The organism is Microbacterium sp. ZW T2_14 (assembly GCF_044987405.1).
Lineage (GTDB): Bacteria > Actinomycetota > Actinomycetes > Actinomycetales > Microbacteriaceae > Microbacterium.
Genome location: NZ_JBJDRK010000018.1, coordinates 1 through 7,783, shown reverse-complemented (window position 1 = coordinate 7,783; position 7,783 = coordinate 1). Strand labels below are relative to the sequence as shown.

Sequence of the window (7,783 nt, the reverse complement as noted above, 5' to 3'; positions counted from 1 at the left end):
TCCGGCGCCGGCTCCGGCGGGTCGGGTTTGCACTTCCCCCGACGAACTCGACCCGCCGGTTCATTCCCCTGCCGCGCTCAGGCCGGCCCCGCACCTCGCGGGTGCTGCGGCTCAGCGCGCGGCCGGGGCGGGTTCCAGGACGACGAGAGGTGTCTCGCGGCTGCGGCGGGAGGCGTGCGCATCCAGGTCGTCGCCGCCCTCCAGTGAGCGGAACACCTCCCACAGGCGCTCGCGTTCCGCGCCTCGCGCGTCGCGGGCGACCACGTTCCGCCGCTCGCCCGGAAGATCCACGGATGCCGCGGGCCGGGTCCGCAGGTTGAGCCACCATGCCGGCGGCGGGTCGCCCCACCCGTTCATCGCCATCGTGACGAGGTTCGGGCCGTCCTCGACATACGCGACGATGGCCGCCCGCGGAGCGCCCGAGCGGCGGCCGATGGTGTGCAGACGCATCATGCCCCAGACCTTCGCGCTGGGCGGCCGCAGGCCCAGGCGTCCGCCCGTGACGTTGTAGATTGCGCGATGGACGACCCATGCGCTGCGGATGAACCAGCGCGGGGGAAGGCGGGCGGAACCGGCGGGCGAGAATGCCGGAGTCTGAGGCGATTCGGTGCTCACACCCCGATCATGGCGGCGTCTCCGTGAGGGCGCATCGGCCGATCGGCCGATCTTCTCCACTCGCGGACCTGGCCGGTCGGCGCCCCGCCGCGGCCTCCGGAGGAGAATTCCGCCTCCGCAGACCGTCCTGGAGGGATCGGTCGGGTGGAGCGCGGAATCTCCTGCGGATGACCTACGCGGTGGCGGGCGTCGCGTTCAGCAGCGCGCGCGCCGACGTGCTGCGGCGGCGTGCGACGACGATCATCGTCGCGACGAGCGCCAGCACCGTCCAGATCACCAGCCCGGCGAGCGCAGCGCCGAGGCCCGCGGTCGAGGTGAGCGCGGCGAGCATGCCGTTGTAGGCCGGAGACGTCGGCATCAGGCCCGCGACGCTCGAGAGCACCCCCGGCACCGTCGAGACGACGCCGGTCGCCACGGTGAGCACGCCGATGAGCGCCGAGATCCAGCGCCCGGCTCCGCCGAACACCGCGACGAGCGCCTGGTTCACGGCGGCGAACGCGATGCCCGCGACGACCGACACGCCGAAGAGCGCCCACCATTCGCCCCAGCCGTACGAGGCGGCGAGCTGCACGACGCCGGCGACGAGCGCGCCCTGGAGCGCACCGAGCCCGGCCGCCGGAGCGAACGATCGCAGCGTCAGCAGCGCCGACGGCTGCCGCGACGTGAGCGCGCGGCGCGACACCGCCTGCAGCGCGATGAACGTGCCGAGCCCGCCGAACCACAGCGCGAGGGTCGCGAGCAGCGGAACCGCCGACGCACCGAAGAGCGAGGTGCCCACGCCATCCGCCTCGACCGGGTCGGCGACCACGGAGGCGAGGTCGGTCGCCTCCTGGTCGGTGTACGACGGGAGGGATTCGGATGCCGTCGTCAGGCCGCTCGCGAGGTCGGAGGTGCCGGTCGCCAGCTGCGAGACGCCGTCGGCGAGGCTCGTCGCGCCGTCCGCCGCCTGCGTCGCGCCCGACGCGAGCTGCGTCGCGCCGTCCGCGAGGCCGGATGCCCCGTCCGCGGACTGGCTCGTCGCGCCCTGGAGCTGCACAAGACCGCTCGCGAGATCGCGGGTCCCGTTCGCCGCCTGGGTGAGGCCGGCGCTCGTCTCGTCCATCAGAGTGGTGAGCCCCGTCAGGGTGCCGTTCGCGTACGCGGCGGCCGTGCCGGCGCTCGTCGCCACAGCGCCGGCGGTCTGCGCGGCGCTCGCAGCGGTCGCCGCGGCGGCCCCCAGCTGAGCGCAGAACGCCTCACCCGAGACGGCGGGTGCACACTGGGCGGCCAGCGCGCCGAGCTGCTGAGCAAGGCCCGGTGTCTCCGGTGCGGGATTACCGAGGGTCAGGGCGAGCGCACCGGCCTGCTTCGTGGCCTGGTCGGCATTGCTCGCAGATTGGCCCGCAGCATCCTTCAGATCCTGGTTCTGCACGCCCGCCGCCGCTGTGTCGAGGCCCGATGCGATGCTGTTCGCTCCGCTCGCGGCGCCGCCGATGCCACTGGCGATCTGGTTGAGTCCGCCCGCGAGCTGTGACGCGCCGTCCGCCAGCTGGGTGTTGCCGTCGGCCAGCTGCGAGATGCCGTCCGGCAGCTGGGCTGCACCGTCGGCGGCCTGGGCCGCGCCGTCGGCGAGCTGGGTCGCACCGTCGGCGGCCGTGCCGAGCTGGTCGCCCAGCGTCGTGAAGCCGAGGAACACGTTCTCGAGGTACACGCTCGACAGCTGCGTGCCCATGCTCGAGGCCGCCGCGGTCGCCACCTGGGCGGTGATCGCGTCGTCGACGATGAGGCTGTCGGGCGGCGTGGTGACCTCGATGGTCGCCTTCTCGGGCGTCGAGCCGGGAGCCGTGGAGGTGGCGGCGGCCGAGAAGTTCTCGGGAATCGTGATGACCGCGGCGTAGGTGCCGTCGGCGAGGCCGGCCTCGGCATCCTCCTCGTTGGAGATCGTCCAGGTGAGGTTGCTGTCGAGCTCGTCCGACCCCTCGACGAGACCGGCGGTGAGCTGGCGACCGAGCGGGACCATCTGCCCGTCGATCGTGACCGGCTCGTCCTCGTTCACGATCGCGGCGGTGAGGCTGTCGAGGCGCTCGACCGGGTTGTACAGCGCGGCGACGAGGATGCCGCCGATGACGACGGGCAGCAGCAGCACGCCGACGAGCGTCAGCCAGGTGACGGGTCGGCGGGAGCGCGCGCGCTCGACGGCCGTGGTGATCCAGTTCGGGGTCATGCGTTCACCTCTGCGGTGGGAGTGGTCAGGGGAGCACCGGAGCGCAGCGACAACGAGGCCACGTCGGGGCGGTGCGCGTCGGCGAGGAGCGCCAGCGCGGCGCTCTCGCTGCGCGAGGTCACGACGACCGTGAGCACGCCGTCGCCGCCACCGCCGCGCAGTGCGCGCGCGGCGTCGCGCAGCAGCGCACCCGCCTGGTCGCGCTCGGCGGCATCGAGGGAGTCCACACCTTCGACGACGACGAGCGTCGCCTTGCCGGCGAGAGCGCGGCGCAGGGCGGGCAGTCGATCCTCGCTGTCGCCGAGCAGGGCGAGTCCCACGTGGGCACGCACCCACGCACCGCGCTCAGGAAGGAGATGGCCGGCGACGCGCAGCTTCCCGTCGGTCGGTGCGAGCCGCCCGGCCAGGGTCAGCGCGAACGCACGGGCGGCGCGCGGGTCGCCGGACGCGATGAGGGTGCCGCCGGGCTCGAGGCGGAAGGCGGCGTCCTCGAACAGCACGACCTCGCCGGCGGAGCCGCCGGCATCAGCACGCACGCCCACGCCCTCGCCGACGACCACGGCGGTCGTGTTCGGCTCGGGCCAGGACTCGAGCGCGAGCTCGCGCTCGACGGCCTCGCCCTCGATGTCGAAGTGGGGGAGGATCCGGTCGAGCCAGCGGGGGATCCACCACGCCTTGTCGCCCAGCAGCGCCATGACGGCGGGCACCAGCGTCATGCGCACGAGGAATGCGTCGACCGCGATGCCGACGGCCAGGCCCAGTGCGATCGGCTTGATCGACGCGTCGCCCTCGGGCACGAACGCCGCGAACACGGCGAACATGATGATCGCCGCCGCGGTGACGACACGGGCCGAGGCGGTGAAGCCCGACCGCACCGCGCCCAGGGCGATGTCACGGCGACTGCGGGTCGAGTGGCCCGCGGCCGCTCGACGGGCGTGCACGTAGTCCTCGCGCATGCGGCTGACCAGGAAGACCTGGTAGTCCATCGCCAGGCCGAACAGCACGCCCATCAGGATGATCGGCATGAAGCTGATGACCGGCCCGGTGCGATCGACGTGCAGGAGCTCCGCACCCCAGCCCCACTCGAACACCGCGGCGACGACGCCGAAGGCGGCGAGCACCGACAGCAGGTAGCCGACGGCGGCCTTGATCGGCACCCAGATCGAGCGGAACACGATCATGAGCAGCACCAGCGACAGGCCGACGACGAAGACGCCGAAGGGAAGCAGGGCAGCACCCAGGCGGTCCGAGATGTCGATGCCGACGGCGGTGAAGCCGGTCACCTTGAGGTCGACGCCGTACTCGTCCTTCAGCTCCGGAGCCAGCTCGCGCAGCGCCCGCACGAGCTCGGCGGTCGCGGGGTCGTCCGGAGCGGTCTCGGGAACGATCTGGATGAGGCCGGTGTCAGCGGTCTCGTTCGGCGTCGCGAGCGCGACCTCCTTGACGCCCGGCACCTTCTCGACCTCGTCGGCGAGGTCGGCCATGAGGCCGAGCGGGTCGGTCGACGTGACGATGGTGCCGGTCATGATGAGCGGGCCGTTGGCCCCCGGACCGAAGTGCTCGGCGGTGAGGTCGTACGCCTGGCGCGCCTGGCTGGACTCGGGCTGCTGGCCCGCGTTCGGCAGTGCCAGGCCGAGGCTCGCGGCGGGGATCGCCATGACTCCGAGCGTCAGCACCACCGCGATCGTGGTGACGACCGGGTGGTTGGTGACCAGCTGCACCCACCGGTTCGTCTTCTTGACGGGCGCCACCGGGGCGGCATCCTCCGGTCCCTGAGTCGCATCCTCGGGTCCGGTCGCTGAGCGAGCGCCCGCTTCCAGGTTCCCGGTCGCTGAGCGAGCGCCAGCGAGACGAAGCGTGTCCTCGGGCTCCGCAGACGGCGCCGTCGCACTGCGGCGCGACAGCGCGACTCCCCGGCGCTTCCTGCCGTGGCCCCAGCCGGCGACGCGGCCCTTCGCGAAGCCCAGGAGCGCAGGCGTCAGGGTGATGGCGACGATCACGGCGATCGCGACGGCCACCGCCGCGGCGATGCCCATCGTCGTGAGGAACGGGATGCCGGCGAAGCCGAGGCCGATGAGCGCGATGAGCACGGTGACACCGGCGAACACGACCGCCGAGCCGGCCGTGCCGGTCGCGCGGGCCGCGGACTCCTCGGGTTCGACGCCGGCGCGCACCTGGTCCTGATGTCGCGCGACGATGAACAGGGCGTAGTCGATCCCGACCGCGAGACCGAGCATGATCGCCAGCATCGGGGTGGTCGACGAGATCGACGCGAACGCCGTCGAGACGTAGATGAGGGCGATCGCGAGGCCGACGCCGATGAGCGCCGACACCAGCGGGAACCAGGCGACCGCGAACGAGCGGAACGTCACGATCAGCACGAACAGAGCGATGAGCACGCCCACCGCCTCGATGAGCGAGAGGGCCGGCACCGACGTCGAGAACAGATCGCCGCCCATGGCGACCTGCGAACCCTCGGGCAGCGTCTCGCGCAGATCGTCGGCGACATCCTCGAGGCCCGCCTTGGTCTCGTCCGACACATCGGTGGACTGGCCGTCGAACTGCAGGCGCACGATCGCAGCGGACTCGTCGTCGGCGACCATGCCGGTGACCATCTCGTTGAAGGGGTCGGTGACGGCGATCACGCCGTCGAGGTCTTCGAGGTGCGAGACGGTGTCGTCGATCGCGCTCGCGTAGGGCTCCTCATCGACCTGGTCGCCGTCGGCCGCGACGATCACGAGCTGCGCGCTCGTGCCGCTCGCCTGCGGAAAACTGCGGTCCAGGAGCGCGATGCCCTCCTGCGCCTCGGTCCCGGGGATCGAGAACGAGTTGTCGGTGCCCTTCATGAACAGGGCCGCACCGCCGCCGGCCAGGGCGAGCAGCAGCACCCATGAGACGAGCACCCGCCACGGGTGGCGGTACGTCCAGCGGCCGAGCGCATAGAGAAGGGTCGACACAGCGCCTCCGAATTACGGGTATGAGGTGGGGGTTGCGTCGATACAGCGCTGTATCGGATACATGAGTGTATCGTAAGGCGGGTTGCCCGCCCCAACCTGAGTAGTCCGTGTGAGACTGGCGGCAAGGAGGACCGATGAGTGACACCCCCGTGATGGAAGTGGCAGGCATGTCACGCCGCCGCGAAGCGACCCGGCAGAAGCTGCTGGATGCCGCTGCCCTGGTCTTCGCGGAAGTCGGCCTGGACGCGGCATCCGTCGAGGCGATCTGCGAACGCGCGGGCTTCACCCGCGGCGCGTTCTATTCGAACTTCGAGACCAAGGACGAGCTGTTCCTGGAGCTCGCCGGCTCGGTGGCGCGCGGTCGTGTCGCGGTGGTGCGGGAGCGCGTGGCGGCGCTGGAAGGCGAGGGCGCTCTCGAGCTCATGCCGACCAACGCGTTGGAGATCGTGCAGCAGATCCTCGACGTGTCGGCCGACGACCGCCTCGGCGTACTCCTGATGAGCGAGATTCGGATCCGCGCCCTTCGCACACCGGCGCTCGCCCTCGCCTACCTCGCGCAGGACGAGGAGATGCTGCGCAACGTCGCGCAGATCATCTCCGACATCGGCGCAGCACGCGCACTGCGATTCCGGGTTCCGGCAGACGAGGCTGCTCGGCTCATGCTCACCGTGTGGGAGGCGGTGTCCGTGCGGGCGGTGATGGCGGGGCTCGGCGACGAGGAGATGCATCTGCGCATCAACGAGGAGCTCGCCCGCGTCGCGCAGATCATCATCGAACCCGTGTGAGGCGCTCAGCCGGTCGGGCGCGCGGGTGACGTGCCCGGATCGCCGCTGACGGCATGGCGCCTGGACCGCCGACGCTCGGCCGCGAGCGGCAGAAAGCGTCAGTCGGTGGGCGAAGGGTCAGTGACCCGAGTGCAGCACCGCGTGGCACCGCGCCAGGCGGTCGAGCCACCACTCGCGGCGCTCGGCCGACGCGGCGTGCGCGTCGAGCAGCGCCGCGTCGGGCGTGACCCGGCCCACGGCGAGGAAGCCGTCATGCGGTACCAGCGACGGATCGACCACGTCGGCGGTGAACAGCGACGCCGTCCCCAGCCCGCAGTCGTAGTCCAGTTCGGGGAGCGCGGCCGCGAGCGCGACGCCCATCGACAGCCCGACGGAGGTGTCGAGGGCGCTCGAGACGACGGCCGGGAGCCCGGCCTCCGCCACGATCTCGAGCGCCCGTCGGACGCCGCCGAGCGGCTGCGCCTTGACGACCAGCAGATCCGCCGCCCCGGCACGCGCCACGGCCAGCGGGTCGGCGGCCTTGCGCACGCTCTCATCGGCGGCGATCGGGATGCCCATGTACTTCACGCGGCGCCGCAGCTCGGCGAGCTCGTCGACGGTCGCGCAGGGCTGCTCGGCGTATTCGAGGTCGAACTCCGCGAGGGCGTGCAGCGCGCGCTCGGCCTCGTCGACGTTCCAGGCGCCGTTGGCGTCGATGCGCACGCGCCCTTCCGGGCCCATCGCCTCGCGCACCGCGCGGACGCGGGCGACATCGTCGGCGAGCAGCTGACCGGCCTCCGCGACCTTGACCTTCGCCGTCCGGCAGCCGTCGAAGCGCGCCAGTACTGCGGGGACGGATGCCGCGGCCACGGCCGGGACGGTGGCGTTGACGCCGATGAGCTCCCGGCGGGCGGCGGGCCGCGGCATCCGTGAGTCCTCGATGGCTGCAGCGAGCCAGGTCGCGGCCTCCGCGTCGTCGTACTCGGGGAACGGCGAGAACTCCGCCCAGCCCTCGGGGCCTTCGAACAGGAGCGCTTCGCGCACGTCGATGCCCCGGAACCTCGTCGCGAGCGGAAGCGCCACGACCCGTGCGGTGTCGAGGAGCTCGTTCAGGGCGGGCCGGTTCGCGTCGTTGCTCACGTCCCCATCCTCGCCTCTCCCCGTTCGTCCGTCGTATATGTACGCGAATCGGCGCGCCGGGCGTACATATACGACGGACGAACGGGGAGAGGCGAGGATGGGGA

5 protein-coding genes are annotated in these 7,783 nt (G+C 72.1%); 1 reads left to right on the top strand and 4 read right to left on the bottom strand.

All coding sequences use genetic code 11. The features are described from left to right. Positions 1-111 precede the first annotated feature (111 nt). From ACI3KY_RS08235 to ACI3KY_RS08225, 3 genes are all read right to left on the bottom strand, one after another. Positions 112-615: a nitroreductase/quinone reductase family protein gene (locus tag ACI3KY_RS08235; protein WP_404929689.1), complete on the bottom strand. Its 504-nt coding sequence runs from the start codon at positions 613-615 to the stop codon at positions 112-114. A gap of 172 nt (positions 616-787) precedes the next feature. Continuing rightward, on the bottom strand, positions 788-2,818 hold the full coding sequence (locus ACI3KY_RS08230) for a YhgE/Pip family protein (protein WP_404929688.1): 2,031 nt from the start codon (positions 2,816-2,818) through the stop codon (positions 788-790). Next, positions 2,815-5,775 carry an MMPL family transporter gene (locus ACI3KY_RS08225; RefSeq protein ID WP_404929687.1) on the bottom strand — a complete coding sequence of 987 codons (2,961 nt, stop codon included), beginning with the start codon at positions 5,773-5,775 and terminating at the stop codon, positions 2,815-2,817. The genes ACI3KY_RS08230 and ACI3KY_RS08225 overlap by 4 nt, the downstream gene beginning before the upstream one ends. A 134-nt stretch (positions 5,776-5,909) precedes the next feature. Between ACI3KY_RS08225 and ACI3KY_RS08220 the strand changes: the two genes are divergently transcribed. Beyond that, the gene (locus ACI3KY_RS08220) at positions 5,910-6,560 is read left to right on the top strand and encodes a TetR/AcrR family transcriptional regulator (protein WP_404929686.1); all 651 of its coding nucleotides are present in this window, start codon (positions 5,910-5,912) and stop codon (positions 6,558-6,560) included. A gap of 117 nt (positions 6,561-6,677) precedes the next feature. Here ACI3KY_RS08220 and ACI3KY_RS08215 read toward each other — a convergent pair whose 3' ends face one another. Then, positions 6,678-7,679 carry an o-succinylbenzoate synthase gene (locus ACI3KY_RS08215; RefSeq protein ID WP_404929685.1) on the bottom strand — a complete coding sequence of 334 codons (1,002 nt, stop codon included), beginning with the start codon at positions 7,677-7,679 and terminating at the stop codon, positions 6,678-6,680. Positions 7,680-7,783: the final 104 nt, after the last annotated feature.